This window comes from Nonomuraea sp. NPDC049646, assembly GCF_044465525.1.
Taxonomy (GTDB): domain Bacteria; phylum Actinomycetota; class Actinomycetes; order Streptosporangiales; family Streptosporangiaceae; genus Nonomuraea.
This window is the reverse complement of record NZ_JBITLU010000015.1, coordinates 23691-49356: the sequence shown is the minus strand read 5'-3', so window position 1 is coordinate 49356 and position 25666 is coordinate 23691. Positions and strand designations below refer to the sequence as shown.

The 25666-nt window shown below is 72.4% G+C and carries 26 protein-coding genes and 2 tRNA genes; 10 read left to right on the top strand and 18 right to left on the bottom strand.

Features of this window, described 5'->3' with window-relative positions:
- Positions 1-25 precede the first annotated feature (25 nt).
- Positions 26-691: a hypothetical protein gene (locus ACIBQ8_RS36655; protein WP_397194355.1), complete on the top strand. Its 666-nt coding sequence runs from the start codon at positions 26-28 to the stop codon at positions 689-691.
- 46 nt (positions 692-737) lie between these two features.
- On the opposite strand, the gene ACIBQ8_RS36650 is transcribed toward ACIBQ8_RS36655, so the two are convergent.
- The 8 genes from ACIBQ8_RS36650 to ACIBQ8_RS36615 all read right to left on the bottom strand — a co-directional run bounded on the left by ACIBQ8_RS36650 (position 738) and on the right by ACIBQ8_RS36615 (position 6269).
- The gene (locus ACIBQ8_RS36650; RefSeq protein ID WP_397173170.1) at positions 738-1304 is read right to left on the bottom strand and encodes a TMEM165/GDT1 family protein; all 567 of its coding nucleotides are present in this window, start codon (positions 1302-1304) and stop codon (positions 738-740) included.
- A 226-nt stretch (positions 1305-1530) separates the two neighbouring features.
- Positions 1531-2643, bottom strand: coding sequence for a UDP-N-acetylmuramate dehydrogenase (locus ACIBQ8_RS36645; RefSeq protein ID WP_397194354.1), 1113 nt, complete (start codon positions 2641-2643; stop codon positions 1531-1533).
- Positions 2644-2904: 261 nt separating this feature from the next.
- On the bottom strand, positions 2905-3747 hold the full coding sequence (locus tag ACIBQ8_RS36640; protein ID WP_397173167.1) for a hypothetical protein: 843 nt from the start codon (positions 3745-3747) through the stop codon (positions 2905-2907).
- Positions 3748-3897: 150 nt separating this feature from the next.
- Entirely contained in the window at positions 3898-4326 is a 429-nt protein-coding gene (locus tag ACIBQ8_RS36635; RefSeq protein ID WP_397173165.1) for a MaoC family dehydratase, read from the bottom strand.
- 1 nt (position 4327) lies between these two features.
- A complete protein-coding gene (locus ACIBQ8_RS36630; protein WP_397173163.1) occupies positions 4328-4777 on the bottom strand; it encodes a MaoC family dehydratase N-terminal domain-containing protein in 450 nt (149 codons plus the stop codon).
- 334 nt (positions 4778-5111) lie between these two features.
- The gene (gene rpmG / locus ACIBQ8_RS36625; RefSeq protein ID WP_019632658.1) at positions 5112-5276 is read right to left on the bottom strand and encodes a 50S ribosomal protein L33; all 165 of its coding nucleotides are present in this window, start codon (positions 5274-5276) and stop codon (positions 5112-5114) included.
- Positions 5277-5347: 71 nt separating this feature from the next.
- Positions 5348-5421 (bottom strand) — tRNA-Met (locus ACIBQ8_RS36620).
- Positions 5422-5948: 527 nt separating this feature from the next.
- Positions 5949-6269, bottom strand: coding sequence for a hypothetical protein (locus ACIBQ8_RS36615; RefSeq protein ID WP_352355753.1), 321 nt, complete (start codon positions 6267-6269; stop codon positions 5949-5951).
- Positions 6270-7854: 1585 nt separating this feature from the next.
- On the opposite strand from ACIBQ8_RS36615, the gene ACIBQ8_RS36610 reads away from it, so the two are divergent.
- Both ACIBQ8_RS36610 and ACIBQ8_RS36605 read left to right on the top strand, forming a co-directional pair.
- Positions 7855-8421, top strand: a complete 567-nt coding sequence (locus tag ACIBQ8_RS36610; protein WP_397173161.1) for a hypothetical protein — start codon at positions 7855-7857, stop codon at positions 8419-8421.
- A gap of 224 nt (positions 8422-8645) precedes the next feature.
- Positions 8646-8870: a hypothetical protein gene (locus ACIBQ8_RS36605; protein ID WP_397194353.1), complete on the top strand. Its 225-nt coding sequence runs from the start codon at positions 8646-8648 to the stop codon at positions 8868-8870.
- A gap of 57 nt (positions 8871-8927) precedes the next feature.
- Here ACIBQ8_RS36605 and ACIBQ8_RS36600 read toward each other — a convergent pair whose 3' ends face one another.
- The 3 genes from ACIBQ8_RS36600 to ACIBQ8_RS36590 all read right to left on the bottom strand — a co-directional run bounded on the left by ACIBQ8_RS36600 (position 8928) and on the right by ACIBQ8_RS36590 (position 9590).
- On the bottom strand, positions 8928-9107 hold the full coding sequence (locus ACIBQ8_RS36600) for a hypothetical protein (RefSeq protein ID WP_397194352.1): 180 nt from the start codon (positions 9105-9107) through the stop codon (positions 8928-8930).
- Positions 9108-9246: 139 nt separating this feature from the next.
- Positions 9247-9319: transfer RNA gene (locus ACIBQ8_RS36595), tRNA-Thr, on the bottom strand.
- 40 nt (positions 9320-9359) lie between these two features.
- Positions 9360-9590 (bottom strand): transposase, encoded by a 231-nt coding sequence (locus ACIBQ8_RS36590; protein ID WP_397173156.1) that lies wholly within the window; start codon positions 9588-9590, stop codon positions 9360-9362.
- A 133-nt stretch (positions 9591-9723) separates the two neighbouring features.
- Between ACIBQ8_RS36590 and ACIBQ8_RS36585 the strand changes: the two genes are divergently transcribed.
- Positions 9724-10359 (top strand): hemerythrin domain-containing protein, encoded by a 636-nt coding sequence (locus ACIBQ8_RS36585; protein ID WP_397194351.1) that lies wholly within the window; start codon positions 9724-9726, stop codon positions 10357-10359.
- 15 nt (positions 10360-10374) lie between these two features.
- Here the strand turns inward: ACIBQ8_RS36585 and ACIBQ8_RS36580 are convergent, their stop codons facing one another.
- From ACIBQ8_RS36580 to ACIBQ8_RS36570, 3 genes are read right to left on the bottom strand one after another with little or no spacing between them, the layout of a single operon-like run.
- On the bottom strand, positions 10375-13584 hold the full coding sequence (locus ACIBQ8_RS36580; RefSeq protein WP_397194350.1) for a BTAD domain-containing putative transcriptional regulator: 3210 nt from the start codon (positions 13582-13584) through the stop codon (positions 10375-10377).
- Between the two features lie 32 nt (positions 13585-13616).
- Positions 13617-14147 (bottom strand): C40 family peptidase, encoded by a 531-nt coding sequence (locus ACIBQ8_RS36575; protein WP_397194349.1) that lies wholly within the window; start codon positions 14145-14147, stop codon positions 13617-13619.
- Positions 14148-14200: 53 nt separating this feature from the next.
- Positions 14201-15199 (bottom strand): lysozyme, encoded by a 999-nt coding sequence (locus tag ACIBQ8_RS36570; protein WP_397194348.1) that lies wholly within the window; start codon positions 15197-15199, stop codon positions 14201-14203.
- Positions 15200-15462: 263 nt separating this feature from the next.
- On the opposite strand from ACIBQ8_RS36570, the gene ACIBQ8_RS36565 reads away from it, so the two are divergent.
- From ACIBQ8_RS36565 to ACIBQ8_RS36555, 3 genes are read left to right on the top strand one after another with little or no spacing between them, the layout of a single operon-like run.
- Positions 15463-16404, top strand: coding sequence for an ATP-binding cassette domain-containing protein (locus ACIBQ8_RS36565; RefSeq protein WP_397173148.1), 942 nt, complete (start codon positions 15463-15465; stop codon positions 16402-16404).
- Positions 16385-17128 (top strand): ABC transporter permease, encoded by a 744-nt coding sequence (locus tag ACIBQ8_RS36560; protein ID WP_397173147.1) that lies wholly within the window; start codon positions 16385-16387, stop codon positions 17126-17128. The genes ACIBQ8_RS36565 and ACIBQ8_RS36560 overlap by 20 nt, the downstream gene beginning before the upstream one ends.
- A gap of 9 nt (positions 17129-17137) precedes the next feature.
- Complete coding sequence (locus ACIBQ8_RS36555) at positions 17138-17644, top strand: NUDIX hydrolase (protein ID WP_397194347.1); 507 nt, start codon at positions 17138-17140, stop codon at positions 17642-17644.
- Here ACIBQ8_RS36555 and ACIBQ8_RS36550 read toward each other — a convergent pair.
- From ACIBQ8_RS36550 to ACIBQ8_RS36540, 3 genes are all read right to left on the bottom strand, one after another.
- The gene (locus ACIBQ8_RS36550; RefSeq protein ID WP_397173143.1) at positions 17641-18306 is read right to left on the bottom strand and encodes a flavin reductase family protein; all 666 of its coding nucleotides are present in this window, start codon (positions 18304-18306) and stop codon (positions 17641-17643) included. The genes ACIBQ8_RS36555 and ACIBQ8_RS36550 overlap by 4 nt on opposite strands.
- A gap of 68 nt (positions 18307-18374) precedes the next feature.
- A complete protein-coding gene (locus ACIBQ8_RS36545; RefSeq protein WP_358289818.1) occupies positions 18375-18752 on the bottom strand; it encodes a DUF2255 family protein in 378 nt (125 codons plus the stop codon).
- Positions 18753-18820: 68 nt separating this feature from the next.
- Entirely contained in the window at positions 18821-19696 is an 876-nt protein-coding gene (locus tag ACIBQ8_RS36540; RefSeq protein ID WP_397194346.1) for a LuxR C-terminal-related transcriptional regulator, read from the bottom strand.
- A gap of 86 nt (positions 19697-19782) precedes the next feature.
- Here ACIBQ8_RS36540 and ACIBQ8_RS36535 point away from each other — a divergent pair, with 86 nt between their 5' ends.
- Positions 19783-21399 (top strand): AMP-binding protein, encoded by a 1617-nt coding sequence (locus ACIBQ8_RS36535; RefSeq protein WP_397194345.1) that lies wholly within the window; start codon positions 19783-19785, stop codon positions 21397-21399.
- Between the two features lie 174 nt (positions 21400-21573).
- A complete protein-coding gene (locus tag ACIBQ8_RS36530) occupies positions 21574-24066 on the top strand; it encodes a bifunctional copper resistance protein CopD/cytochrome c oxidase assembly protein (RefSeq protein WP_397194344.1) in 2493 nt (830 codons plus the stop codon).
- Here ACIBQ8_RS36530 and ACIBQ8_RS36525 read toward each other — a convergent pair.
- A complete protein-coding gene (locus ACIBQ8_RS36525; protein ID WP_397173137.1) occupies positions 24050-25030 on the bottom strand; it encodes a helix-turn-helix transcriptional regulator in 981 nt (326 codons plus the stop codon). The two genes, ACIBQ8_RS36530 and ACIBQ8_RS36525, sit on opposite strands and share 17 nt — an antisense overlap.
- Positions 25031-25089: 59 nt before the next feature.
- Between ACIBQ8_RS36525 and ACIBQ8_RS36520 the strand changes: the two genes are divergently transcribed.
- Positions 25090-25659 (top strand): DinB family protein, encoded by a 570-nt coding sequence (locus tag ACIBQ8_RS36520; RefSeq protein ID WP_397194343.1) that lies wholly within the window; start codon positions 25090-25092, stop codon positions 25657-25659.
- Positions 25660-25666: the final 7 nt, after the last annotated feature.

Here is a 25666-nt window from a genome sequence, read left to right as displayed (position 1 = left end):
GACGGCCCTCGGGCGGCTCTACGAGGTGTTCGGAGCCGTCGCGAGGCCCGCGAGCGTGCCCGGCTGCCCCCACTGCGTCGAGCCGGGCGAGCAGGCGTGCCTGCTGTCCGGCCCTGTCCCGGCGATCGAGGCGGGCTCGCTGGCCCGTTACGCGGCCAAGGCGCTCACCACGTGGGGGGACGTCCCCGCCTTCCGCTACTTCCTGCCGCGCCTGCTCGAATGCGCGGCCGCCGACGCGTTCTCCTACCCCGACCCGGAGATCGTCCTCGGCAAGCTCGCCGTCGCCGGCTGGCACGGCTGGCCGGACGACGAGCGCGCGGCGGTCACCGCGTTCCTGCACGAGTGGTGGCTCGGCACGCTGCGCCGCCATCCGTCCCGCCCGCCGGCCGGGACGGTGTTGTGCGCCGTCGCCGCCACCGGCGTCGACCTGGCGCCCTTCCTCGACGCCTGGGCCGGGCTGGAGAGCGAGGCGGCGATCGCCCACCTGCGCGACTTCGTCACCGACGACCTGGCCGGGCAGCGGCTGACCAACGCCTTCTGGGATCGCGACGCCCCCGCCCACGCCCAGGTCCTCGCCTGGCTCGGCGACGGGCCCGCGTCACGGGCGGTGGAGGCCGCCTTCGCCCGGGAGACCCGCGAGCCCGTCCTCGGCCTGCTCGCCGACATCCACGGACGACTGCCGCGCGTCTAGATCAGCGCCTCGACCAGGCTTCTGGATCAGCGCCCCGACCGCGCGTCTAGATCAGCGCCTCGACCAGCAGGACGATGCCGAAGACCGCGAACGCGGCGGCGGCGCCGTACCGGATGACCTTCTCGGGGAGGTGCTTGCCGAGCAGGCGGCCCACCAGGATGGCCAGGGCGTCGGCGGCGACCATGCCCACGGTCGAGCCGATCCACGTGCCGACCCAGCCGTGCTGCGTGGCCAGGGTGATCGTGGCGAGCATCGTCTTGTCGCCCAGCTCGCTCAGGAAGAACGCCACGGTCACCGCGACCAGGACGTTCCTGGTCGTCCGGCGCGCCTTGTCCTCTTCCTCCTTGGTCAGCTCGTCGCCGCGCAACGTCCACAGGGCGAACCCGAGGAACGCGATGCCGGCCACGATCGAGATGGCCGTCGTCGGCAGCGCCTTCCCGACCAGACCGCCCACGGCCACGCTCAGCAGGTGCACGACGGTGGTGGCGATGGTGATGCCCGCGAGCACGGGCCAAGGCTTGAAACGGGTGGCGAACGTCATCGCCATGAGCTGGCTCTTGTCACCGAGCTCGGCCACGAAAATGACCGCGAGACTGATCCAGAACGCTTCCAACCGGTCCTCTTCCCCGCGACCAGACCGGAAGCAGGCACCCGGGGGGATCTTCGGGCACGACTTTCGGCCCGGCAGCGTCTTTGTCCATGACTGCCAGGCCGAAGGTCTCGTCCGCCCGTCAAGGCCCGTGTGACCGGGCGCGATCACGCGCCAGTATGTCGATCACACGATTGGGACTACTCCCCTTCGGAATTACCAACACACCATAACAGCCCACGTGGAGCCGTCATTCCGCCGGTCGGCCCCCCGGCTCGGACACCGGCTCGGACACCGGCTCGGACACCGGCTCGGACACCGGCTCGGCCGTCAGTGTGCAGCCGACCAGCACCGGCTCGTTGACCAGCGTCACGCCGAACTTCTCCCGCACCCCGTCGCGCACCTCCACGGCCAGCCCCAGCAGGTCGGCCGTGGAGGCGGCGCCCGCGGGGTTGGTGAGGGCCAGCGTGTGCTTGGTGGAGATGCGCACCGGGCCGCGCTCGTAGCCCTTGGGGAAGCCCGCCTGCTCGATCAGCCAGGCGGCCGGCACCTTGACGCGGCCGTCGGGCATGTCCCAGCGGGGGTGCCCGGGAGCGCGTCCGGCCAGCTCGGCGGCCTCCTCGGCGGTCAGGATCGGGTTGGTGAAGAACGAGCCCGCGCTGCGGCTGTCGGGGTCGGCCGCCGGGTCGAAGACCATGCCCTTGCCCCGCCGCAGCCCCAGGACGGCCTCACGGGCCAGCCCGAGGGGCACGCGGCCGCCGAGTTCCACCCCGAGCCGCCCGGCCAGCTCCTGGTAGGCCACCGGGCCGGACATGTCCGACACATCCAGTGCGTACGTCACCGCGAGCACCACGTGCCGCGACAGGTCCCGCTTGAACGCGCTGTCGCGGTAGGAGAACCCGCACTGGCGCGCCTCCAGGTCGACCACCTGCCGGGTGAGCCGGTCGTAGGCCCGCACGCACCTGATGGTCTGCGCCACCTCCTGGCCGTACGCGCCGACGTTCTGGATCGGCGTCGAGCCCACCAGGCCCGGGATGCCGGACATGCACTCGATGCCGGACCACCCCTCGGCCACGGCCCGCTCGACCAGCGGATCCCAGTCCTGGCCGGCCTCGACCGTGAGCAGCACCTGCTCGCCGTCCCTGGAGACCGTCACGCCCTCGGTGGCCACCTTGACGACCAGGCCGTCGAAGCCCTCGTCACCGATCACCACGTTGCTGCCGCCGCCGAGCACCAGGGTCGGCACCCCGTTCATGTCGGCCTCGGCGACGAGGGACACGAGCTGCTCCGCCGTGACAGCCTCGGCGAAGTCGCGGGCGGGGCCGCCCAGGCCCAGGGTGGTGTGCGACGCGAGCATCTCCATGGCCCCCAAGCTTATGAGCCCCCCAGCCCCCACAACACCGCCCCGAACTCCGCAGCTCCCTACAACCGCCCCCACCCCCGACGCCCACCTCCGCCGGAAACCAGCCCTCCGACAACAGCGCCCGACGCTTCCTCCGCCCCGGGCTGGACGCCCGCTCACCCGTGCACACGCCCGAGCCCGAGCCCCGCCCAGGCAGCGCCCGCGCCTCCGCCCGCGGCGACGCTGCCGATCGGCCCCCCAGAGGACGGGCCGAGGCGGGAGTCAGCTGTGGAGGGGGTGGGCGGAGCCGAGCCGGTGGACCGGGAGCGGCCCCTCGGGCACCACCAGCCCGCCCTCCAGCGCCCGCGAGAACTCCAGATCGGCCTCCTCGCCGCGTTCCGCACCTTCGGGGAACGCCCCCAGCGCCGCCGCCCTGCGCACCGCCATCAGGTCACAGCGCAACGCCCCCACCCGGCCGGGCTCCTCGGCCTCGGCCGCCTGCCACCCCGCCGCCACCGCCCCTTCCACGATGGCCGCCACCAGCGGCGTCAAGGCGTCCCCCGTCAGCGCGAGCGAGGTCTCCATCAGCACGTGCACCTCGGACTCGTCCAGCCGCAACAGCTTGGTACGGCTCTCCCCCCACCCCGCCGTGCCCCCGGCCGCCCGCGAGGTCTCGGCGACGTGCCACACCACGATCCGCTCCGGATACCGTGCGGCCAGCTCGTCCAGGACGTCTCCCGCACCGTCGACGTTCCCCAGGTCGAGGGCCAGGATCCGGGCGCGGGTGTGCTCGATCACCGACTGGACGCACTCCAGCACCTCCCCGGGCCGGCCGTCCACCAGCAGCCCGGCGGAGACCGACACGTCCTTGGTCTCGACGCGCTGGCGTTCGGTGTTGACGCCCAGGTCGTCCATGCGGTTCGTGGCGAGGGTGCCGTCCCAGACCCGCTGGGCGTGCAGCATCGTGTCGTCGGGGTCGCCGTGCTGGCCGGGGTCGCCGGAGAAACCCAGCGCGGCGGCGGGGTTCCCGTGCGCGCCCGCGCCCCTGGGCCGGGCGCGGCCCGTGCCGACGCCGGTGGCCGAGCCGCCCGTGGTGTCCCGTCCGGTGCCGCTGCTGCCCCCCACCTGTTCAGGGGACGCGGGACGCAGGTGAGCAGGGGGCTTGGCATCGGTCACGGACGACACGGGGATGGAACGGACGGTGGGCCAGACCTGTCGCGCAACTTCACTCATACCAACACGCGCTACCCGCGACCCGCCCGACATATCACGGGATCAGGAGAGCTGTACCACCGCACGCGCCTTCGACAGGACCCTCGCGTCGCCCGCCTTGGCCGTCAGCCCGACGACCACCCGCTTGTCCTCCAGCTTCTCCTCGACGACCCCGCTGACCGAGATCGTCGCGCCCTGGTCGTCGTCGGGCACGATCACCATCGACGAGAACCGCACGCCGAAATCCAGCACGGCGCCCGGATCGCCCGCCCAGTCCGTGACGAACCGGCCCGCCTGCGCCATCGTGAACATGCCGTGCGCGATCACGTCGGGCAGCCCGACCGTCCGGGCGAAGCGCTCGTTCCAGTGGATCTGGTTGAAGTCGCCGGAGGCGCCGGCGTACATGACCAGGTTCAGCCGCCGGACGTTGTAGTCCACGACCGGGAGCTCCTGCCCGACCTCGACCTCGTCGTACCTCACCGTGGCCGCCATCTCAGCCCGCCCCTCCGCGCTCGACGATCGTGTTGTAGGTCGTGCAGACCGGCTCTCCGGCGACCGTCGTCACGTCGCTCCTGATCGTCAGCAGCTCGTTGCGCCCGACGCTCCTGATGTCGGTGATCGTCGCGGTGGTGACCAGCTCGTCGCCCGCGCAGACTGGCCGGACGTACTCGAACCGCTGCTCGCCGTGGACCACCATCGCCAGGTTCAGGCCCAGCTCGGGGTCGACCAGCGCCTCGCCGCCCGCCTGCAGGCTGAACACGATGGGGAACGTGGGCGGCGCGATCACGTCGGGGTATCCGGCGGCCCTGGCGGCCTCCCTGTCGCGGTAGACCGGGTTGTTGTCGCCGATCGCCGCCGCGAACTCCTTGATCTTCACCCGGCTGACCTCGTACGGGGCGGCGGATGGGTAGGTCCTGCCCACGAAGTCACGGTTCAAGGCCATCAGTGCTCCCTCGTATGTCTTCAACGAGCGCTGCTGAGGCAGACGGTAACAGAACAAGGTTCGGCTGTCGCCGCTCATGGCGTGCTTTTTGCCGGGGCCCGGCCGGGGTCGGGTCTGGGCCAGAGCTGGGGCCGAGGTCGGAGCCGGGGCCGGGATTGGAGCGGAGGCCGGGATTGAAGCCGGGGCCGAGGTTGGAGCGGAGGCCGGGATTGAAGCCGGGGCCGAGGTTGGAGCCGGGGTCAGCGCCTAGAAAGGCGCCTCAAAGCAGGGAGAACACGACAAACCGGCGCCCCGTCCGGGACGCCGGTTGTGCGATATGGAGGCAGAAGTACCGCTAGCGGGTTTCGCGGTGCGCGCGGTGGCAGCGGCAGTTCGGGCAGTACTTCTTCAGCTCAAGCCGATCCGGGTCGTTGCGCCGGTTCTTCCGCGTGATGTAGTTGCGGTGCTTGCACTCCTGGCAGGCCAGCGTGATCTTCGGCCTAACGTCGGTGGCAGCCACTTGGGAGTGCCTTTCTACGTTCGGGACATGGACACACCCGTACCCAGGCCGACCGACCTGGGATTGGGTAGTAGCGGAGGCCGGACTTGAACCGGCGACACAACGATTATGAGCCGTTTGCTCTGCCTGACTGAGCTACTCCGCCTTGGCCGGAAACTCCCGGCCCGTAGAGGATACCCGAAGCTGGGAGCACATTAGTAACTCACCTGATCGGGTGGGGTGCTACCAGTATGCCCCAGGAACCTCCGACAACCGAAATCCGATCATGCCACCTGGGTCTCGCCTGGGGAATCACCCGCGGAGGCCACCGCCACACTAGCAGCCCCCCTTTGCCGACGCGAACCCCCGGACCAGGCACGCAGCAGCGGACGCACACCGGCGACGTCCGTCCACGCACTGGTCGGAAGGCCCTCCCGGCGGCCGCCGGCGACGCCCGTCCGTACGGTGAACGGGCGTGCCCCCGGCGAACGCCGGCGGCGCGCCTCCCCGCGTGGGACGAACCCCGCGCGGGTGTTGGAGGGGTGTCCGCGGCGGACGCCGACGCAGCGGCAGAGAGGGCCCGCAGCGGACCCTGCGCCCACCCGAAGGTGTCGCGCAGTCAAAGCCAACGCAGTGGCAAAGCTGTCAGAGCGGACAGCCCTGGGCGGACAGCCCTGGGCGGACGTGGGGGTCTCATGCCTGGCGTTCGTCCACGCCTACGGCGCCGACGCCGCTGCCCCAGCTTGCGCATTTGCCCTCGGACCTGCCCGAGGCGCCGGGCCCGAGCGTGACCCACGGGCCGACGACGTCCGGGCTCCAGCCGCAGGTGATCACGGCGCGATACACCCAGGTCTGGCCGGTCGGGTTGTGGCAGTCGGCGCGGCCGACGTAGCCGTCCTCCGGGGCCCGGCCGCTGTTGCACTGGAGGCTGCCGGCCGAGGCGGGGGCGGACGGGATGACAAGCCCGGAAAGGACAGCGGCGACACCGGCGGCGAGTGCCAGTTTCCTGTTCATGTCGTCTTCCTCTTCTGCTCGTTCTGCTTGTGCTGCTCGGGGTTTCGGCGCTGGTCTGCGCTCGAATGCCAGGAAAGCGACCGAGCGCCGGTGTCCAACAGCAGGGCGGACAGACTCGGCCGGAGTCGTCCACCCGCGAGCCGGGCTCGGACGTCCCTGAAATCCCCCCGGACACGTACGGTCATCGTTCGTACACTGTCGGACAGAAGGCGGCCGGTCGGGGAGAGGGGCGATGGGCGAGGACCAGGAAGGCGCGGAACCCGGCGTGGAGTCGGTGAGCTGTCACGAGGGTCTGGTGAGGCTCCTCGCCGAGCAGTTCGCGCGGGCGGACGTGTCGCTGCGGGAGCTCCAGGCGCGGGCGGACAGGGCGGGCGGGCCCCGGCTCCCCCGGGCGACTTGTGCGGACATGCTGGCCGGACGGCGGTTTCCGAAGAAGGCGGTGATGGTGACGTTCCTGCGGGCTTGCGGGGTGCCCGAGCATCGGGTGCCGGAGTGGGAACGGGCCTGGGAGCGCGTACGGATCAACCGCATGCCCCCGTCCGGTTTCCTGCTCGCCCGGACGGCGCTGTCTCCCGGCGTTCCGTCCTTCGAGGATTTCGGGGTTCCTGACCTCGCCTCCGTCCATTCGCATGACGGTCCCCTCGGGGGGCTGCCTCAGCCGGGTGCCGCGTCTTCTCCGGGGCCGAGCCAGCCTGACGCCGTGCCCGTTGACGGCCGCGCCGAGGCCGGCGGCGGTCTTCCCGTCGATGGCCCCCAGGTCAAGGACCGCCCAGTCGCAGGTCCCCCGGTCGCCGCACTTCCGGCCGACGGTCTCCCAGCCGACGCACTTCCGGGCAGCGCACTTCCGATTGGTGATCTCCCAAGCGGGGGGCTGCCCGGCGGAGGGCTGATGGTTGAGGGCCTTCCGGGCGGGGGGCGGCCAGGCGAAGGGCTGATGGGCGGTAGCCGGCCGGGTGAGGGGCGGCCAGGCGGAGGGCTGATGGATGGGAGTCGGCCTGGCGAGGGGCCTTCAGCGGGTGGGGCTCCGGGAGGTGGTCTTTGGGTGAGTGGGATCCCCGTCGACGGAGGTGCGGAAGATGGGGTTTCCGATGGCTTGTCCGGCGGGGGTGTCGCCTTCGGTGCTTCCCCGATGGGCGCTCCCTCCGGCGGCGCGCTTCCGGCCGACCGGCTTCCCGATGAGGGGAGTTCTGGTGGCGAGCCACCCACGGGCGAATTCGGGACCGCCCTGCCCGTAAGCGGTGTTCCCGCCGCCAGCGGGCTCCCCGCCGGTGTCGCTTACCTGGTCGATGGCCTTCCCGCCGACGCTTCCCCGGTCGGCGGCGGGCCAGGCGTACCGGCAAGTGGGGCAGCGACTCCGGCGGGTGGGGTGGTCGCCACGGCAGGCGGGGCGGCGTCTCCGGCAGGCGGGGTGGTAGCACCCACCGCGGGCGGGGTTGCGACACCGGCGAGTGGGGTGACGGCATCTGCGGGCGGAGTGATGCCCCCTGCGGGTGGGGTGGTGGCCCCTGCGAGTGGGGTGGGGGGCACTGCCGGACGGGTGGGGGCGTCGGGTGGGACGAGGTGGGGGCGGTGGAGGGGGGTTGGGATGGGGGTTTTGGTCGTCGTCGGGGCGGTCGGGGTTGGGGTGGTGGTCGGGTTGTGGGTGGCGCCGCGGCATGCACAGCCCTTCGCGCTCGGACGGCCGGTCTCGGACGACGGGCGCGCCTTCGGCCATGGAGGATCGAGCCGGTTCACGGTGACCGTGGACCCCGCCAACACCGGCGTACGGCTGATCCGCCGCCTGGACGCCGGCATCTCCATGCAGCAGGCCGCCATCACCGTGAACGGCGCCCCCGCCGGCGTGTGGCACCCCCTGCCCGTCGAGAACACCTACCGCTGGCGGGACCAGTCCGTGGACCTGCCGCTGGCTCTGACCGCGGGACGCCGTTCGCTGACCGTGGTCAACACCTTCGTCTCCTCCTCACTCGACTTCAACGAGTTCCTCTACGTCGTCAAGCAGCAGGTGAGGGGGGTGTGGTCGATCGCCGACACCGTGGACGTGGGGCCGTACCACACCACCAGCGAGGCCGCCCACGGCTACCGGCTCACCGGCCCGCAGACCTTCGCCGACACCCGCCACTTCGCCTACCCACCCCTGGACGAGACCGCGTAGCGCCGAGCGTCGAACCCGCGCAACGCCACAACGCCGCGCACACGAAAGCAAGGCCCCGCCCATGCAAGACGATGCCGCGCACACGAGCGGCAACGCGGGGCATGCGAAAGCTCCGGACGCTTCCCCGCGTCCGGAGCTTTCGGGTGTGGGCAACCAACCCTCACCGGCCTACTGCCCGACGGTCCACATTCTATGCTTTTGTCCGTTTTGCGTAGAGTTGTGGCGTGACACGCTGGCACGGCCCCCGCGGCATCCTCGTCGAGATCATCACCCTCGGCGCGAGGCAGCGCATCAAGGTCACCCAGACCGTGAACGGCCGCCGCTACCTCCTCGGCTACTACGGCGCCATCGCCCAGATCGTCCGCCACGTGGACCTCGCCGACCTGGTCGAGGTGGTCGACCTCCACGCCTTCGCGTCCCGGAAGAGCAGCCGGAAGAGCAGAACGTAGGGGCCGTACCTAAGAGCCGCACGTAGGAGCCGTACGACACCGAAGAGCCCGCAGGACCTACAGGTCCTTGCACCACATCCATTTGCCGTCGATCTGGCATTTGTACCAGCCGTCGTTCGCCGGGTTCCACGCATAGGCGGGGCTGCTCGCCACGCTGATCGTCAGCACGGTCGAGACGGAGAGCAGGGCCAGAGCCAGCGCCCGGCGCACACCACGGGCCGCGAACAGGTTTCTCATGACCGTCATGGAACACGCCCGTGCTTGGAGCCCTCTTGGGGCTGACTGAAGCCCCGGGACAAGCGCCATCCAACCCGCACAACGAGAAACGCCCGGCCCCAAGTCACCTTGGCCGGGCGTCGAACCTGCTCATTACAAGAGCCCCCAAACGGAATCGAACCGTTGACCTTCTCCTTACCATGGAGACGCTCTGCCGACTGAGCTATAGGGGCCTGTCCGCTCGCTGCGGACAGGTGTAACCATACACGGCACTCAGCCATGATGCGAACTCGTACGGACCTCCACCGCGCCGCCGGATCCGCGGCGCGCGCCGAGATCGATCACCTCGCACAGATCGGCCAGGTCGACGTGCGCGGCCACCTCCGCCACCGAACGGCAGTCGGCCACCAGCCACCCGTTCCTGCGCACCCGCAGCACCTGCCGGCCCGCCCGCACCGCCGGCACGACCTCGACGCCGTCGAGGCCGACCCATCGCCTGTCCATAGCGGCACACCCTAGCCGCCGGGTCTCTCAATTTCCGTCCGCCACAGGCGTTACCGCCATGCCAAGTCGGCACCAAGAGGTGTCTAAGAGCGGCGTCCCACGCTGGTGCCAAACGGACAGAAGGAGCACCGAAATGGCACCCAACATGCTCGGCTTCCGCATCACGCACCGGGCCATGCGGGCGGACACCCGCCGGCTGGCCGAGGTGATGAGCGCGATCGCCGCCGGCGAGCAGCAGGCCGGCCAGGAGCGGCTGCGGGCGATCGCGACGTTCACCGCCAAGCTGTGCGCGGGCATCCACCACCATCACCAGGCCGAGGACAACGTGTTGTGGCCGGTCATCGTGCGCTCGGCGGGCGCCGAGGTGGACCTGAGCGACCTGACCGACGACCACGCGGCGCTCGACCCGCTGCTGGAGGAGATCACGGCGGCCGCCGCCCAGCTCGGCTCCGACGGGCAGGCGGCCCGGCGGATGGCCAAGTCCATGGCCGCGCTCGCCGACCTGCTGGACGAGCACATCGAGGAGGAGGAGCGGCTGATCTTCCCGGTCGTCGCCAAGTACGTCTCGGAGGCGGACTGGCAGAAGGTCGAGACCGAGGTCAGGAAAGGCGGGGACGCCCGCTTCGACCTGCCGCGGATCGCCCAGTACGCCCGGCCGGAGGAGCTGGCCGAGCTGCGGCGCCTGGCCGGGCCGGTGCTCGTCGTGCTGCTCGCGCTCATGGGACGCGGCCACCGGCGCCGCCAGGCCCTGATCTTCGGCACGCCGTGAGCCTCCCGGGACCGCTCAGCGGCGCGCCCGGCGGCGGCGGGCCGCCTGCGCCCAGTGGGGCGAGCCGACGCGCTCGGCGACCTTCAGAGCCTGCGCGTAGTGGCCGTCGGCCGGCAGCCCGAGCAGCTCGGCCAGGTCTCCGAGCACCAGCGCGACCGGCCCGAGCGTGATCGACCCGCTGCTCATCCCGGCCAGCTCGTCCGCCCACGGCAGCAGGACGCGGTAGGAGCGTGCGGCCACCTCGCGGTCCTCCAGGGCGACGGCGGTCTGGCCGCGCAGCGCCTGCCACATCAGCCAGTAGTAGTTGCGCGGCAACCACGACTCGGGCCGCCACACCCGCCGGGCCGCGTCGAGCTCGCCCGCGGCCGCCAGCGCCCCGGCGTAGATCTCGTGCACGGTGTCGCTGTTCACGCGTTCCCGGATGGCGGCCAGCTCGTCGAGGGAGTCGCGGACGTTCCCACGGGCCATCCGGACGGCGAACCTGCACAGAGCGCCCATGGCCCGCGCGTTGACGCCGCCGCGCTCGGCCATCTGCTCGGTGAGCCCGGTGTAGACGGCCTCCGCCTCGTCGAACTCGCCCTCGACCAGTTTCCGCAGCGCGCCGAACAGCGTCAGGATGGCCAGCGACATGCCGAGCTGGCCGCTGGTGGACACCGCCACGCCGCTGTCGGCGTGCCGCCTGGCCGCCTCCAGGTCGGTGCGTCCGAGTGCGGCCATGAGCAGCGCGCAGTGGCCCAGGGTGAGGTAGCCGACGAGCCGGTGGGTGCGGCCCAGCTCCAGCAGCTCGGCGCCGACGGCCTCCAGCTCGTCCCGCCGTTCGGGGCTGAGCACGGCGAAGTAGCGGGCGTTGAGCGCCAGGCAGAGCAGGTCCGGACGGCCGAGGCGGCGGGCCAGGGCCACGGCCTCGGCGCCGGCGGCGTCCACGCGGTCGTCGTCGTGCCCCTCCAGCTCGAACACGAGCGCGGCCAGCAGGCGGCAGCGCGTCTCGTCGTCGGGGCCGGCGGCCAGCTCGCGCTCCACGGCCTCCATGAAGTCCCTGTTGTAGAGGGAGTCCACCTGGATCGTCCAGACCACGGGGGCCTCGTAGGAGGTCAGCGCGCGGGCGAGCGCGCCGCGTGGCGCGGCCAGCTCGACGGCACGCGTCCTGGCGGCCAGCGCGCCCAGCACGTCGCCCGCGTGGCCCAGCGCCGACACCAGTCCGCACAGCAGGTCGAGCCGGGTCGCGTCGTCGGTGGCGAACTCCAGCGCGGCGCGCCACAGCGCCGCCGCCTCGCGGTGCGCGTGCAGGCCGGACGCCTGGACGGCCGCCGCCCTGGCGTACCGCACGGCGTCCGGCGCGGCGGCCTCCAGCGCGTGGTGGGCCAGGGCGGCCACGTCGTTCGGCCGCAGCCGCTCCAGCACCGACACCACGCGCCCGTGCAGCCTGGTCCGGCGGATCCGCGCGGTGTCCTCGTACAGCGCCTGCCTGACCAGGACGTGCGTGAACCTGACGCGGCCCGGTCCCGGCTCGGCCAGCAGGCCCGTCATGACGCCGGCCTCCAGGCCGTCGAAGACGGTGTCCTCGTCGCCGTCGTGCAGCGCGATCAGGACGTCCACGTCGGCGTCCCTGCCGACGACGGCGGCGTTGCGCAGCACGGTCTGGGCGGTCGCGGGCAGGCGGGTGATGCGGCGGCGGATGAGGTCGCGCACGCCGGGCGGCAGCGCCTCGGCGGCCTGCGGCCCCTCGGAGGCCAGCAGGCGGGCGATCTCGCAGACGAACAGCGGGTTGCCGAGCGTGCGCTCCAGGACCGTCCGGACGGTGGCGGGGTCGAGGCCGGCGCGCTGGGAGTGGCGTTCGAGCAGCGTGGCGACGGCGGCCTCGTCGAGCCCGGCAAGCTCGACGTGCCTGCTGCCGGTGGCGAGCGCGGCCAGGGTGGCGGACAGGTCCTCGGTGGTCTCGGCCGGGCGGTAGGTGGCGACGACCAGGATCCGCGCGGCGGGGTCCAGGTGCCGCAGCAGGTGCAGGGTCTCGCCGTCGGCCCGGTGGACGTCTTCGAGCACCACGAGCAGCGGCGCGCAGCCCGCCAGGTAGCCGGCCACGGCCCTGGCGAGCTGGAACTGGTTCTGGATGGCGACGCCGTCGTTCAGGAGGGGGGCCAGGCGGGCCGCGTCGGCGGCGGCGGGCGGCCGTACGGCGGCGAGCTGCCGGACGATCTCGCTCCACGCCCAGGCGGGCGGCGCGTCACCGTCGATCTCCGGGCAGCGTCCGAACGCGACCCGCCACCCGCGCTCGGCCAGCTCGGCCGCGAACGCCTCGGCGAGCGCGCTCTTGCCCGCGCCCGGCTCGCCGCCCAGCCAGACCGTGCGACGAAGCGGCCGCACGGCCTCCTCCCGCAGCGCGGCCAGCTCGCGGGCCCGGCCCACGATCGAGGGCTCCTGCGCGGCCACGGGCCGTTCCTGGACGTGCTCGATGACCTCGGGCGCGTGCAGGGACTCGGACTGGCGAAGGATGTCCTGTTCGAGCGCGCGCAGGGCCGGGCCCGGATCGACGCCGAGCTCCTCGGCCAGGTTCTCGCGAGCGTGGCGCAGCACGGCCAGCGCCTCGGCCTGGCTGCCGGACCGGTAGAGGGCCAGGGCCAGCAGGCGGACGGCGTTCTCGCGCAGCGGGTGGGCGTCGGCGTGGCCGCGCAGCTCCGGCACGGCCTCGGCGTGCCGGCCCATCAGCAGCGCGGCCTCGGCGCGGTACTCGACGGCGACGAGCCTGAGCTCGGCCATCCTGGCCGCCTCGGGCGCGGCCCACTCCTCGGTGAACTCGGCGTAGGCGGGGCCCGTCCACAGGCCGAGCGCCTGGTCGAGCAGGTCGTGGGCGACGGTGCCCGCGCCCCGCTTGAGTGCCGCGCCGGCCGCGTCGATGAGGCCGGGCAGCCGCCAGGCGTCCACGGCTTCGTCGGGCAGGCAGAGCCGGTAGCCGGGCGGGGCGCTGACGATCACTCCGGCGGGGGCGCGCGGCGGCCGGTCGGGTTCGAGGACGCGGCGCAGGTTCGAGACGTAGACCTGGAGCGCGGCCAGCGCCTTGGGCGGCGGCTGTCCCTGCCACAGGTCCTCGATGAACCGGTCGGTCGAGACGACCTGGCCGTCGGCGGCGACCAGGCGGGCGAGCACGGCGCGCTGCCGGGCGGAGCCGAGGTCGAGCCGGCGGCCGTCCATGGTGGCGTGGAGCGGTCCAAGGAGGTGTAACTGGAGCATGGCACCCTTTTCAGTACCGGTAGCGCCCGCTTTCAGTACCGGTAGAAGCCCGCGAAGTCAGATCTTCGCCCGATATCGTCAATACGCACCGAAGCCCCCGTCTCAGGTGCGTTCATCATCTTCCCACGACCCAGATAGATGCCCACATGATGCGTCTTGATCTTATTTTTCGTGATTTTTCCGAAGAAGACTAAGTCGCCCGGCAAGGCCCGCTCGACGGGTCGCATCCTGCGTACGTGGTCGTCGGTGTTGCCGGGGCCGAGCACGTCCCTCCCGTTGGCCAGGGCGTACACCCATCGGGCCAGGCCGGAGCAGTCGAGGCCGCGGGTGCGCGCGGCCGGGCAGGGCTTGATCCGGCCGCTGTAGCCCAGGCAGGTGCCCTTCGTGGGGCCGGGCCGCTCGCCGTGGCCGCCGCCCCACGAGTACGTGATGTCGTACCGCTCGATCTCGTACGCGATGCGCACGATCCTGGACGGCACGAACGTCGACAACGGCATCGACGCCGCGCCCGCCAGCAGGACGACCAGGACGGTCACCACCAGGACCAGCCGCCGCCGCGCCACCCGTTTCTCCCTTAAGCCGAGATCCCGGGTTTTATCCTACCTATCGCGATATTTCACCTCTTGAGGTCAAGTGTGACCGTTCCTACCTCGACGAGCATCCCGACCCGGCCCTTCGGCTTCGGCCTGGTGGTGAAGGTGAAGGCGGCCTTCTGGCCCCGCTCCAGCTTGCCGACCACGCAGCGCACCGCCGTGCCGCTGAACTTGCAGCCGGGGGCCTTGACCACCTTCTGGCCGCCGTACGCGCGCCCGGAGACCACGATGTCCTCGACGGGGTGCGGGCCGGTGTTCGAGATCGTGACCCGGTAGAGCTTCCTGCCCTTGACCAGGCCGGAGACCGACACCCGGGCGGGCGGGTTGGCCAGCGACCGCAGCTGGGACTCCGAGCCGTTGAAGGAGTTCTGGCCGCCGGCCAGCGAGCCCTTCTCCGCCGACTGCCAGAACGTGTGCCGCTTCCAGCTCTTCGGCAGCTCGCCGGGGTCGCTCCCCCAGCGGGCCAGCCAGAGCGGATTGGCCTTGAACGCGCCCGAGTTGCCGGTGCAGGTCTGCCACCAGCTCGTGGTGGTGTAGATGATCGCGTCCCGGCCGGTCTGCTGCCGGTACTTCCCGGTGAAGTCCTTGATCCAGGAGACCATGTCCTCGGCGGACAGGTCGTAACAGTTGTTCTTGCCGTTCTTGTCCTTGTACGGGTTGTCCTCGATATCGAGGACACCGGGCAGCGTTTGACCGTCGCTGGTCCAGTTTCCGCCGTTCTGAAGGAAATAGTCGGCTTGCGCTGTCCCGTCGGATTCATGCGGTTGCGCAAAGTGATACGCGCCGCGCACGAGCCCGGCCGTCGCGGCCCCGCCGAACTGCGCGTCGAACCGTGGGTTGCGGTAGTTCGTGCCCTCGCTGGCCTGCACGAACGCGAACTTGCCGCCGCCGGAGGCCACGCTCGCCCAGTCCACGTCGCCCGTCCAGTTGCTGACGTCGACACCGGGAACCCCGTCGGCCGCCTCCGCGACCCCTGTCATGCCGACAGCGGCAATTACCGCAATTAACCACAAGCGTTTCACGCCCGAGATCATCGCGGAGTCGCCACTTACGCCGCAAGCACGGAAATGTCACGTCTTTCCGTGAAAAAGCGCGAAACCCCATGTCGAGGCCCGCAAATCCGCGTTCGGCGCCCACCTCTCCGAACGGCGTTTCCGCAGGTCAGAGCCGTATATGAACGTCACATTCGCGTTTGCCAAATCGACACCACTCGGCTCAGACTGAAGCGATCCCCGAAAGGGCCCCTGACCAGGGGCTTCTTCGCCATGCCCAGGAGGCACCACCCATGATCCACACCCGGGCCCTCACCCGAGTGTTCAAGATGAAGAAGGAGACCGTCGAAGCCGTGCGCGGCATCGACCTCGACGTCGAACCCGGCCGGCTCGTCGCCTTCCTCGGCCCCAACGGCGCAGGCAAGTCCACCACCCTCCGCCTGCTCACGACCCTGCTCCCGCCCACCTCCGGCACCGCCGTCGTCGCCGGCCACGACGTCACCCGCGACCCGGCCGGCGTGCGCTCCCGCATCGGCTACGTCGGCCAGAGGAACAGCGCGGGCGAGAGCTTCCGCGTCCGGGACGAGCTCGTCACGCAGGGCCGCTGCTACGGCCTGACCGTCTCCGACGCCGTCGCGCGGGCCGGCGAGCTGATGCGCCTGCTCGACCTGGAGGACCTGGCGGGCCGCAGGCCCGGCACGCTCTCCGGCGGCCAGCGCCGCCGCCTGGACATCGCGCTCGGCCTGATCCACCGCCCCGACCTGCTCTTCCTCGACGAGCCCTCGACCGGCCTCGACCCGAAGAGCCGCGCCGACATCTGGCGGCACATCCTGCGCCTGCGCGAGGCGTACGGCACCACGATCTTCCTCACCACCCATTACCTGGAGGAGGCCGACAACATGGCCGAACGGGTGATGATCATCGACAACGGCTCGATCATCGCCGACGGCACGGCCGAGCAGCTCAAGAACGACCTGGCCGGCGACACCGTCACGGTCACCACCGGCACCGCCCAGGACGCCGCCAGGGCCGCCGAGCTGACCGGCGGCCACGCCGAGGGCCTCACCGTGCGCGTGCGGGTGGCGAACGCGCCCGCCGCGCTCCCCGGCTGCCTGCGGGCGCTCGACGCGGCCGGGATCAAGGTGACCGCCGCCGAGACCGCGCGCCCCACCCTTGACGACGTGTTCCTCACCCTCACCGGGAGAAGCCTCACCGATGACGACCTTCCTGCGTGACACCGCCACCGTCTTCACCCGCGAGTTCCGGCCGGTCCTGCGCGAGCCGGTCGCGCTGCTGTTCGAGATGGGCCAGCCGCTGCTGTTCCTGTTCCTGTTCGGCGCGCTGCTGGACGGCGCGGTGGGCTCGTCGTGGCAGTGGTTCGTGCCGGGCATCCTGGTCATGATGTGCCTGACCGGGCCGATGTCGGCCGGTTACACGCTGCTGGTCGAGCTGATCGGCGGCTCGCTGGAACGCATGCTGGTCACGCCGCTGAACCGGACGGCGATGCTGGTGGGCCGGGCGATGAAGGCGATGGTGGTGCTGCTGGCCCAGGCCGTGCTGATCATCGTGCTGGCCGTCCCGCTGGGGTTCGAGCTGCATCCGGCGGGCGTGCTGGCGGGGCTGGCGCAGCTCACCGTGTTCGGGGTGGGGCTGGGGGCGCTCTCGTTCGTCCTGGCCATCCGGTCGGCGCCGAGCGGGACGCTGTTCTACGTCGTCAGCCAGTCGATCCTGTTCCCCCTGCTGCTGCTGTCGGGGGTGCTGCTGCCCCTGGACACCGCGCCCGGATGGCTGCGCGCCGTCGGCACGGCCAACCCGGTCACGTACATCGTCGAGGGCCAGCGCGCGCTGTTCTCCGGCGACCTGGCGAACCCCTCCGTCCTGTACGGCACCGCGTCGGCCTGCCTGGTCGCCGCGATCGGCCTGTACCTCGGCAACCGGGCCATGCGCAAGGGCGGGTGAAATGGAGGCATGACCCGTGTGATGGCCTCCAGCACCGTGCCGTGGATCCCCGTCGAGCACCGCCTCGACGTGATCCTCTCCTCCGACCTCCCGCCCGCCGACGGCACGACCTCGGCGTTCGCGTTCGTCACCGACAGCATCGGCAGGACCCTGCTCACCTGCGTCGACCGGCCCGGACGCGGCTGGGACGTGCCGGGCGGCCACCTGGAGGCCGGTGAGAGCGCCACCGAGGCCGCGGTCCGGGAGCTCCAGGAGGAGACCGGCCTGCTCCTGGAGCCGCCGGCCCTGTCGGTGTTCGCCTGGCAGCGCGTCGAGCTGCTGCGCCCGGCTCCCGCCGGTTACCGCTACGCGCCGCTGACGTACATGGCGATGTTCCGGGCGCGGCTGGCGGCGCCCGGCGCCGCGACCGCGCCGCCGGCGGGGTCGGAGAGCACGGGCGCGGAGTGGCTGCCCCGGGCGCGGATCATGGAGCTGTGCGCCGACCGCACCTGGCTGCCGCTGCTGGAGCGCCTCTAGAGGGTGCGCGCGCGTTCGAGGTCGGCGCTGCGGTAATGCCGCTCCGGGATGCTCGCCAGGGTGGACGGGTGCACCTGGGGGCCCAGGCCGTACAGCTTCTGGAAGCTCATGATGAGCGGACGCCAGGCGTCGGGGTCGATGTGGTCGTCGGTGCCCTTCATCCGGATGTCCTCGTGCACCCAGACCCGCTGCACCCGCACCTCGAACGCGAGCACCCCGCCGTCGCCGACCGGATGCGTCTCCTCCACCACGACCTCCATGGCGACCGGGCACTCGGCCACCCGGGGCGCGGCCACCGTCTCCGACGGGACGGCGGTCAGCCCCGCGCGCTGGAACTTGTCCGGCACGAACCGGTAGCCGCGCCGGTGCTTGCGCTCGGGCACCGGGTCGCTGCCGGTGGTCAGCGCCAGCCGGTCCACCTGCGGGGCCAGGGCGTCGGACGGCAGGTTGAGCACGCCTTCACCGGTCCGCAGCAGGTTCTGGGACGTCTTCGACCCGGCCCCCAGGCCCAGCATGCCGCGCCAGCCCAGCCAGAAGGCCGACGACATGGGGGCGAGGTTGGGAGTGCCGTCCTCGTTCACGGTGGAGATCAGGACGACGGGGGTGCCGAAGTACAGGATGTTGGGTTCAATGCGGACGTGCTGCTCCACGACAGTGTTCATGCGTCCCACTGTCGCCGCCGGTGAGGGCCGGGCGCTGGCGGCCTTCGGACCTCTCGTTGCCGGGCCGGTCAGGAGCGCGGCACGAGCCTGATCGTGGCGGCCCGCGCCTGCCCGCTGACCACCGAGTCCACGATGCTCTCCGGGTAGTGGCGGTACTTGGCCCGGTACGCGGCGTCGATCCGGTCGTTGAGCTCCTGGTCGGCGTCGGCGAACGTGACGCCCTTGTCGACGCCCCCGGCCTGGATCCGGCCGCGTCCGCGCTCCTGGGCGCCGCGGAACCAGGTGCCGTCCCGCCCGTTCACGGCCCGGACGTACAGGTCGTCGCCGAGGCGGACGACCCAGATCGTCACCGGGCGGCGCAGCTCGCCGTCGCCGCGCAGGGACGCGATCTGCAGCTCCTCGGCGGCGGCGATCCGGTCGAGCTCGTCGTTCGTCCAAGCAGTCATGGTGGGGGCCTACCCGGAACCGGTCGGCCGCGCCGGCGGCCATCGTCCGTAGTTGGTAAATCCGCCGGTCAGGGGAGGTAGCCGGCGCGCCTGGCCGAGACCACACTCTCCATGCGGGTGTGGGTGCCGAGCTTGCGCATCGCGCTGCGCAGGTAGCTCTTGACCGTCTCCGGCTTCAGGTCGAGCCGCCGGCCGACCTCGGCGTTGCCGCAGCCGACCGCGACCAGGGAGAGCACGTCGAGCTCCCGCGGCGAGAGCGGGTTGGCCGGGACGGGAGCGCCGTTCGGCGAGGTCAGCCGGTCGCAGACGCCCTGCAGCCGCTCGCGCAGCACCGGGTCGGCGACCTCCTGGGCGATCGAGCGCAGCTCGGCGTGCGCCTCGCGCAGTTGCTCCCATTCGGGGCCGGCGGGCCGTTCGCGGGCGGCGCCGGTGATCGCGGCCGTCTCCAGGGCGGCCACCCGCCGCTCCACCTCCGCGCGTACGGCCAGCTCGACGCCGAGCCGGGCGGCGATCTGGTTCATGCCGTCGAGGACGCGGGTGCCGAGCGGCAGCGGCTCGCGGACGCCGCCGTAGAGCAGCCCGTAGACCGTCTCGCCCACCACCACGGGGACGGCCGCGATCGCCCGCAGGCCCTCCGCCGCCACCGGTCTGTCGTATTCGTGGCTGATGCGGGCGTCGGTGACGTAGTCCTCGACGCTGCCCGGCCGGGCGGTGACCAGGACCCGGCCGCCCAGGCCGCTGCCGGTGTGGATGGCGAGGCCGCGCAGCACGTCGGTGCGGACCCCCGCCAGCTCGGTGAGCCGCACGGCGCCGCCCGGGGCCGAGACCGCCCCGCCGAACAGGACGGGCAGCCCGACGACCTGCCGCATCCGGGTGAGGGCGGCCCGCAGGAGCACGGCGGCCTGCGGGGCCAGGGCACTCGACGGAAGATGTGTCACCGCCATGTCACCAGCATGGCACGCGGCCGGCGTCCCGCGGCTACCCCTGAACGGGGGTAGCGTGCCGCACCGCCCTGGCGGATGCTTCGGGCATGGGTGACTCACTGCTCTCCTACGCGTCCGGCGTCTCCGCGCTCCCCCTGCTCGGCGAGACGATCGGGGAGAACCTGGAACGCGCCGCGGCCCGGTACGCCGGCCGCGAGGCGCTGGTCGAGATGGCGAGCGGGCGGCGCTGGACGTACGCCGAGTTCGACGCCGCGGTGAACGAGGTGGCGCTCGGCCTGCTGGCCAGGGGCATCGCCAAGGGCGACCGGGTCGGCATCTGGGCCCCCAACTGCGCCGAATGGGTGCTGACGCAGTACGCCACCGCCAAGATCGGCGCGATCCTGGTCAACATCAACCCGGCCTACCGCGCCCACGAGCTGGACTACGTCGTCCGCCAGTCGGGCATGCGGCTGCTGGTCAGCGCCGTCGAGCACAAGACGAGCGACTACCGCGCGATGCTCGCCGAGATCGGCTTCACGCAGGTGGTGTTCATCGGCGAGCCCGGCTGGGACGAGCTGGTCGAGACAGGCCGCCGCGCCGACCCCGCCGCGCTGCGCGCACGGGCGGCCACGCTGTCCTTCGACGACCCGATCAACATCCAGTACACCTCGGGCACGACCGGCTTCCCCAAGGGCGCGACGCTGTCGCACCACAACATCCTCAACAACGGCTACTTCGTCGGCGAGGGCGTCGGCTACACCGAGGACGACCGGGTCTGCCTGCCGGTGCCGCTCTACCACTGCTTCGGCATGGTCATGGGCAACCTGGGCGCGACCTCGCACGGCGCCTGCGTGGTGCTGCCCGCGCCCGGCTTCGACGCCGAGGCCACGCTGCGGGCCGTGGAGGCCGAGCGGTGCACCTCCCTGTACGGCGTGCCGACGATGTTCATCGCCGAGCTGGGCCATCCGCGCTTCGCCGACTTCGACCTGTCGTCGCTGCGCACCGGCATCATGGCGGGCTCGCCGTGCCCGGTCGAGGTGATGAAGCGGGTGATCGGTGAGATGCACATGAGCGAGGTGGCGATCTGCTACGGCATGACCGAGACGTCCCCCGTGTCGACGATGACCCGCCGCGACGACGGGCTGGTCCGGCGCACCGAGACGGTCGGCCAGGTGATGCCGCACCTGGAGGTGAAGATCGTGCACCCGGAGACCGGGCTCGCGGTGCCCCGGGGCGAGCCGGGCGAGCTGTGCACCCGCGGCTACTCGGTGATGCTCGGCTACTGGAACGAGCCGGACAAGACGGCCGAGTCGATCGACGAGGCCCGCTGGATGCACACCGGCGACCTGGCCACCATGGACGCCGAGGGCTACGTCAACATCGTCGGCCGGATCAAGGACATGGTCATCCGCGGCGGCGAGAACGTCTATCCGCGCGAGGTCGAGGAGTACCTCTACACCCATCCCGACATCGCCGACGTCCAGGTGATCGGCGTCCCGGACGAGAAGTACGGCGAGGAGCTGATGGCCTGGATCGTCATGCGCCCCGACACCGAGCCGCTGACCGCCGAGGCGATCAGGAGCTTCTGCGCCGGCCGCCTGGCCCACTACAAGGTGCCCCGCTACGTGCACCTGGTCAACGGGTTCCCGATGACGGTCACGGGCAAGATCCGCAAGGTCGAGATGCGCGAACAGGCCGTCACCCTCCTGGGGCTCCACCCGTGACCCGCTGAACCGCGGGCGGCGCGGGCGCGTACCTCCGCGTGTGCGCTGGAAGCAGACGTCGCTCGCGCCTGGCCCGGCCGAGGGCCCTGTGGGAGCATGTGGGGACCGCGCCCGCCGCGAACGGCACGGGCGGCGCGGCCGGGTTCCTGGCCTCCGACGACGTGGCGGGTCGGCATGAGAGCTTCTGCCCGGACCTACGCCGTGTTCGCGGTCGGCGTGGGCGTCCTGGTGCTGGTCGCGGTGCTGCGCTTCGGCGGCGGCGCCGGCACGGTGGAGGTCTTCGGGCTGCCCACCGCCGGTCCGGTCACCGACTGGGGGCTGCCGCTGGCCCGCCTGGCCCTCGACCTGTGCGCGGTGGCGTGCGTCGGGACGTTGCTGGCGGCGTCCGTGCTCGCCCCGGCCGGCTCGCCGGAGTCGGCGCGGTGCCTGCGCGCGGCGGGCTGGTGGGCGCTGGGGTGGGCGGTCGCCGCCCTGGCCGGTTACGTGTTCACCCTGTCCAGCTTCATCCCGATGCCGGTGCAGATCCTGCTCGCCGAGCCCGGCATGCTCGACTTCGGCACCTCGCTCCCGCAGACGCAGGCGCTCCTGGTGGTGCTGGTCACGACGTTCGCGGTGGCGGTGGCCACGCTCGTGCGCCGGCTGCCCGCCTGGGCGCCGCTGGCCGTGGCGGCGTTCGGGCTGCTGCCGCCCGCCTACGTGGGCCATGCGGCCTCGGCGGCCGACCACGACATCGCCGTGTCCGCGCTGATGGCCCACCTGCTGGGGGTGTCGGTGTGGGTGGGCGGCCTGGCCGCGGTGCTGCTGCACTTCCGGCGCTCGGCCGACCTGCGGGTCGTGCTGCCCCGGTTCAGCACGATCGCGCTGTGCTGCTTCGCCGCCGTCGCCCTCTCCGGCGTGGTCAGCGCGTGGGTGCGCCTCGACACCGTGTCCGATCTGTGGCTGAGCCGGTACGGCCTGCTGCTGCTGGCCAAGGCCGCCGCACTTGCGGTGCTGGCCTGGTTCGGCCGGCGGCACCGGCTGCGTACCGTGGCCGGCGTGGCCGACCGGGGGGTGCGGGGCACGTTCGTCCGGCTGGCCGCGGGCGAGGTGATCGTGATGGTGGCGGCGACCGGGCTGGCCGTCGGCCTCTCGCGCACCCCGCCGCCGCCCGGCGCGGGCGGCGGGCACGACCATCCCGTCCTGGAGTACGCGCTCGCGCCCTTCTCGCCCGGCGCGCTGCTCAGCGAGGTGCGCTTCGACCCGCTCGTCCTGCTGCTGCTGGCGTTGCCCGCCGCCGGTTACCTCGCCGGTCTGCGCCGGGTGCCCGGCTGGCCGGTCCTGCGCACGCTGTCCTGGCACGCCGGGCTGGCCCTGGCCGCGGTCGCGCTGTTCGGCGGCGTGGGCGGGTACGCGCGGGCGATGGCGTCGGCGCAGGCCGTGCAGCACGTCGTGCTCGCCGTCGTCGCGCCGCTCCTGCTGTGCGCGGGCGCGCCGCTCACCCTGGCCGCGCGGGCCACCGGCCCCGGCTCCCAGTACGGCCCGCTCGGCGACCGCGCCCCCGGGCGCCGCCTCACCCGTCCCGCCCTGGTGACGGCCGCCGTCCCGGTGCTGCTCCTGCTGCTGTACGGCACGCCGTGGCTGCCCTGGTCGCTCGCCGGGTACGCGCCCCACCTGCTCACCATGGCCGTGTCCGCCGGGGCCGGCCTGCTGGTCGCCTGGACGGTGCTCGACCTCGACCCGCTGCCCAGGCCGTTCCCGTGGGCCGCGCGGGTCCGGGTGCTGGCGGTGGCCGCCGTCGCGTACCTGGGGCTGGGGACGTACCTGCTGGCGGGCCCGGCCGTCGCGGCTGAGTGGTTCGCCCTGGCGGCCCCGCCCGGGGTGCCCGACCCGCTGGCCGACCAGCGCGTGGCCGGGGCGGTGTTCCTGCTGGCGCCGCTGGCCGCCTACGCGTTCCCGGCCGTACGCCTGGCGCTGCGGCGGCAGGCCGCCCGCGCGCGGCGGCCCCGGTCCGTCCTACACTCATCCCCTATGGGCGATCTCCCGGTCTACGACGTTGTCCTGCTGCCGCCGCACGACGTCAACGCCGAGGCCGTACGGCTGAGCCGGCGTTGCGCGGAGGCCACCGCGACCGAGTTCGTCCTGCGCGAGGACGGCCTCTACCCGCACATCTCGCTCTACATGGCCAATTTCACCCCCGACCAGCTCGAAAAGGCCGTCGCGCTGCTGCGCGACCTCGGCCGCCGCACCCCCGCGACGCTCCTTGAGGGCGAGTCCTTCGCCGCCAACGAGCAGGGCATGGTCGAGCTGTTCTACCGGAAGACGGACGCGATCACCCGCCTCCAGGAGGACGTCGTCGCCGCGCTCAACCCGTTGCGCACGGGCCTGCGCCACCGCGACCCGGTCGGCCGCGTGCTGGCCGACCACCGGCTCACCGCGCCGCCCACGGCCCGCGCCAACCTCGACCTCTACGGCTACGACGAGATCGGCGACCTGTTCCGCCCGCACATCACCCTCACCCGGCTCCAGCACCGCGACCACCCGCTCGACCTGGGCCTCCTCGGCACGCCGTCGGCCTTCACCACCACCTACCAGGCCCTCGCGCTGTGCGTGATGGGCGAGCACGGCACCTGCACCGAAATCGTCGAGACCTTCACCCTCGACACCGCCCCCGTCACCCCGACGGCCTGACCGCCCCGGCCGACGACAGCCTGCGGGCCAGCTCGCGGCAGCGTTCCCCCAGCTCCGGCGGGTCGAGCACCTCGAAGTCGTGGCCCAGCGCGACCACGTGCATGAGCACGTAGTCGAGGCTGCCCGAGCCGCTGACCAGCTCGCACCGGTCGCTCCCCCGCTCCCGCACGACGGCCGCCGACGCGGGGACCTGCGCGCGCACCGTGGCGGCCGGGGCGTGCAGGAGGAAGCGCGCCTGGTGCGGGTAGGCCCGGCTCGCCACGCCCTCCTGCACGTACGCCGCCGCGTCCGGCGCCGGGCGCGGCCGGAACCGGAAGGTGCGCGCGGCCACCCCGGCCATCCGGTCCACCCGGAAGCTGCGCCAGCCGTCCCGGTCGAGGTCGTAGGCGAGCAGGTACCAGCGCCGGTCGGAGGTCACCAGCCGGTACGGCTCCACCCGCCGCCGCCCCACCTGCCCTCCTGACGGGTAGTCGAAGCCGGCCTCGACCTCGTCCCGGCAGGCCCGGGCCAGCGTCATGAGCACCTCGGGATCGACCGGCGCGCGCCCTCCGCCGAACGACTCCACCACCCCGGACAGCGCGCGCACCTCGTGCCGGAGCCGGGCGGGCAGCACCGCGTCGAGCTTGGCCAGCGCCCGGATCGCGGCCTCGCCCGCGCCCGCGACCGCGCTGTCGGCCCCGGCGAGCAGCGACACGGCGGTGGCGATGGCCTCTTCGTCGTCGAGCAGCAGCGGCGGCAGGTCCTGGCCGGGCCCGAGCCGGTAGCCGCCGCCGATGCCCTGGCCGGCGTGCACCTGGTAGCCGAGCGCGCGCAGCCGTTCCACGTCACGGCGGACCGTGCGCGAGGTGACGCCGAGCCGTCCGGCCAGCTCGGGGCCGGTCCAGACCTGACGCTGCTGCAACAGGCCGAGCAGGGTCAGCACCCGCTCGGTCGTGCCCCGCTCCGCGCCGCCCGCCTCGTCCATGCCGCCACCTTGCCAGAAAGCGGACCGATCCTGTCCGCCGATGGGGTGATCGTGTCTCCATGGACGCACACACACTCGACTGGAACCGCGCGTTGCGCGAGCAGTGGGGGTTCCACTGGAACCACCAGCTCCGGGCCCGGCTCGACGGCCTGACCGACGAGGAGTACTTCTGGTCACCGGTGCCGGACGCCTGGAGCGTACGGCCGCGCGGCACCTCCACGGCGCCCGTGCAGGCCGGCGCGGGCGGCCACACGATCGACTTCGCCTTCCCCCAGCCGGCGCCACCGCCCTTCACCACGATCGCCTGGCGGCTCGGCCACGTCATCGTCGGCGTGCTGGCCACCCGCAACGCGGTGCACTTCGGGGGGCCGCCGGCCTCGTACGAGACCTGGGAGTACGCCGGCGGCGCGGCGGCGGCGCTCGACCAGCTCGACACGGAGGCCGAGCGGTGGCTGGCGGGCGTGCGGGACCTCGGCGAGGCCGGCCTGCGCGCCCCCATGGGCGACGGGGAGCCCTTCCCTGAGGCCCCGATGGCCGACCTGGTCCTGCACGTCAACCGCGAGCTCATCCATCACCTGTCGGAGGTCTGCCTGCTGCGCGACCTCCACCTCCACGCCCACCGCCCCTGACCCCAGA

What these genes read in the sequence shown, in the direction of transcription:
- ACIBQ8_RS36645 (WP_397194354.1), bottom strand. Translation starts at nt 2,643, where the DNA reads ATGGAGATGCTCGCGTCGCACACCACCCTGGGCCTGGGCGGCCCCGCC.
- ACIBQ8_RS36635 (WP_397173165.1), bottom strand. Translation starts at nt 4,326, where the DNA reads ATGGCGGCCACGGTGAGGTACGACGAGGTCGAGGTCGGGCAGGAGCTC.
- ACIBQ8_RS36630 (WP_397173163.1), bottom strand. Translation starts at nt 4,777, where the DNA reads ATGGCCTTGAACCGTGACTTCGTGGGCAGGACCTACCCATCCGCCGCC.
- ACIBQ8_RS36615 (WP_352355753.1), bottom strand. Translation starts at nt 6,269, where the DNA reads ATGAACAGGAAACTGGCACTCGCCGCCGGTGTCGCCGCTGTCCTTTCC.
- ACIBQ8_RS36610 (WP_397173161.1), top strand. Translation starts at nt 7,855, where the DNA reads ATGGGGGTTTTGGTCGTCGTCGGGGCGGTCGGGGTTGGGGTGGTGGTC.
- ACIBQ8_RS36600 (WP_397194352.1), bottom strand. Translation starts at nt 9,107, where the DNA reads ATGAGAAACCTGTTCGCGGCCCGTGGTGTGCGCCGGGCGCTGGCTCTG.
- ACIBQ8_RS36590 (WP_397173156.1), bottom strand. Translation starts at nt 9,590, where the DNA reads ATGGACAGGCGATGGGTCGGCCTCGACGGCGTCGAGGTCGTGCCGGCG.
- ACIBQ8_RS36585 (WP_397194351.1), top strand. Translation starts at nt 9,724, where the DNA reads ATGGCACCCAACATGCTCGGCTTCCGCATCACGCACCGGGCCATGCGG.
- ACIBQ8_RS36580 (WP_397194350.1), bottom strand. Translation starts at nt 13,584, where the DNA reads ATGCTCCAGTTACACCTCCTTGGACCGCTCCACGCCACCATGGACGGC.
- ACIBQ8_RS36565 (WP_397173148.1), top strand. Translation starts at nt 15,463, where the DNA reads ATGATCCACACCCGGGCCCTCACCCGAGTGTTCAAGATGAAGAAGGAG.
- ACIBQ8_RS36560 (WP_397173147.1), top strand. Translation starts at nt 16,385, where the DNA reads ATGACGACCTTCCTGCGTGACACCGCCACCGTCTTCACCCGCGAGTTC.
- ACIBQ8_RS36555 (WP_397194347.1), top strand. Translation starts at nt 17,138, where the DNA reads ATGACCCGTGTGATGGCCTCCAGCACCGTGCCGTGGATCCCCGTCGAG.
- ACIBQ8_RS36550 (WP_397173143.1), bottom strand. Translation starts at nt 18,306, where the DNA reads ATGAACACTGTCGTGGAGCAGCACGTCCGCATTGAACCCAACATCCTG.
- ACIBQ8_RS36545 (WP_358289818.1), bottom strand. Translation starts at nt 18,752, where the DNA reads ATGACTGCTTGGACGAACGACGAGCTCGACCGGATCGCCGCCGCCGAG.
- ACIBQ8_RS36540 (WP_397194346.1), bottom strand. Translation starts at nt 19,696, where the DNA reads ATGGCGGTGACACATCTTCCGTCGAGTGCCCTGGCCCCGCAGGCCGCC.
- ACIBQ8_RS36535 (WP_397194345.1), top strand. Translation starts at nt 19,783, where the DNA reads ATGGGTGACTCACTGCTCTCCTACGCGTCCGGCGTCTCCGCGCTCCCC.
- ACIBQ8_RS36530 (WP_397194344.1), top strand. Translation starts at nt 21,574, where the DNA reads ATGAGAGCTTCTGCCCGGACCTACGCCGTGTTCGCGGTCGGCGTGGGC.
- ACIBQ8_RS36525 (WP_397173137.1), bottom strand. Translation starts at nt 25,030, where the DNA reads ATGGACGAGGCGGGCGGCGCGGAGCGGGGCACGACCGAGCGGGTGCTG.
- ACIBQ8_RS36520 (WP_397194343.1), top strand. Translation starts at nt 25,090, where the DNA reads ATGGACGCACACACACTCGACTGGAACCGCGCGTTGCGCGAGCAGTGG.